Raw genomic sequence first — 1,890 nt, forward strand, 5'->3', positions numbered from 1 at the left:
ATTGTCCGTTTCCCAAACGGACCCCATAAGGTATGTAGTCATAATCCAGCGAAGCTATGCAGGATCATTTGCATTTGCATATGAATCTGATGCTGCTCGGAGGCCAATCAGGCTTGCTTGAGCTATTCTGATCCTGATTTTTCTTAAGTAAGGATACTTCTCATATGCAGGTTACTGAAAGCGGCATTCGTGATGTCGTACAAGGCGAAAATGTCAGGGTGATAATGCCAGTAAACATCTATAAATGTGAATTAGGCGACGATGTTTTTGTAGGACCATTTGTGGAGATACAAGGAGGATGTGTCATAGGCAGGGGAACCAAGATCCAGTCCCACACTTTCATCTGTGAAAACGTCATCTTAGGTGATGACTGCTTTATAGGACATGGCGTAACCTTTGCTAATGACCTTTTCAAAAGTGGCGGCCCTGATTCATCTGCTGAGAATTGGATTCATATTAGTTTAGGTAATGCCGTCACAGTTGGGAGCGGAGCAACAATTCTCACAACAGAAATTTGCAGTGGTGCAGTTATTGGTGCTGGTAGCGTGGTCATAAAGCCTATACAAGCTAAAGGGATTTATGCGGGTAATCCTGCGAAGCTTTTAAGATTACTTTAGTTATTTTATCTCACTGTGCTTGGCGGGTTTCATACTGTTCCGAACACGTCCGCTTCACGCCCTGAGACATTCGACAAGCTTTTTATGGCTTCAGTAAGGGCGAGTGTCGCGCTTCGAGAGCCAGCAAATACTTTGCTTCATCGTACTGGGTTCTGGTCTTCCAGCAGCGATAAATGATCCTTATCCATTTGAAGGCAAGAGCCCGGATTGCAGACTGGTGAGATTTTCCTTTTTCTCGCAGTCCCTGATAATAAAGTCTGGCCCAGTATGATGAGTTAACCGTCTTGGCCGCCCATTCAACAAAGGTCTGCCTGACGAACTTGGCACATTGCCATCGCCAGTGAACCCAGGATTTCTGGCCACTTCGTTCGGTCACCGGTGCAATACCTGCATAGTTTTGAATTTCTTCAGCGTTGTTAAACCGATCACGGTTATCACCAAGCGCAGCAAGCATCCGTGGGCCCATACACGGCCCCATGCCCGGAAGTGATTTGAACAGCCCCGCATCTGGCAATGTGTCAAACAGCGTTTCGATTCGTTCGTCATAGGTTTTGATGATTTCACTCACGACTTTAATTTGTGTCGCCAGTGCGGTTGCCATCAAAGCATTAGCCTCTATAACACTCGGGTCTGTCGTCAATGGGATCCCATTATCAACACTCGCAACACGCTGCTCGGTAAGGGCCATTGCGCGGCCACCTCTGGCATTCAGAAAATTTCGGATCGTGTCGCGCCTGGCTCGTTTCAGTTGTTGCAGACTGGGCCACCGGATAATCAACTCACACAACAGTAAGCTACCCCGATGTGAGAACCACTCCAGTGGCTGAGGATAATACTGTTTAAGCGTGTTGATGAGCCGATTCACAAAGCGGCGTTTGTCTTCAACCAACTGTCGACGCTGTTCAACCAGCTGTTGCAGTAATCGAATATCCGCATTGTCGGGTTCAATAGCTTTTATCTTTTGGGGATAACGCAGCATTAACTCTAATGCCAGCTCTGCATCCTGCGGGTCATCTTTAGCGCCGCTGGGCGAGAAGGCTTGCCGGTAACGAGCCAGGGACAACGCGTGGACGGGGAAAACGGTGATAAAGGGATATTTTTGAAGAGCATATACCACGGGGCCCTTCTTCAGCTCGAGAGCTATGGCGATTCTGCCTTTTACTTTCTGGTGTAACTCAGTAAGCCAGGCATCAAGCGCTTCTGCTGTATGTTCAATCACATCGAATACGCGTTCACCGTTTTTAAACTGAACACAGACATCGTGTTTTTTATC

General features: G+C 47.4%; 2 protein-coding genes. One reads left to right on the forward strand and one right to left on the reverse strand.

The features are described 5' to 3' along the window. Positions 1-164: 164 nt before the first annotated feature. Complete coding sequence (locus tag UC14_RS25910; RefSeq protein ID WP_112198721.1) at positions 165-617, forward strand: acyltransferase; 453 nt, start codon at positions 165-167, stop codon at positions 615-617. A gap of 82 nt (positions 618-699) precedes the next feature. On the opposite strand, the gene UC14_RS25915 is transcribed toward UC14_RS25910, so the two are convergent. Beyond that, positions 700-1,890: IS110 family transposase (locus UC14_RS25915; protein WP_112198722.1), on the reverse strand; the 1,191-nt coding region annotated here is incomplete at its 5' end.

Source organism: Rahnella sp. NRRL B-41462 (genome assembly GCF_003263525.1).
In the GTDB taxonomy this organism is placed as follows: Bacteria; Pseudomonadota; Gammaproteobacteria; order Enterobacterales; family Enterobacteriaceae; genus Rahnella; species Rahnella aceris.

Excerpts from the sequence above, each read along its gene's own strand:
- UC14_RS25910 (WP_112198721.1), top strand. The coding sequence starts at position 165 with ATGCAGGTTACTGAAAGCGGCATTCGTGATGTCGTACAAGGCGAAAAT.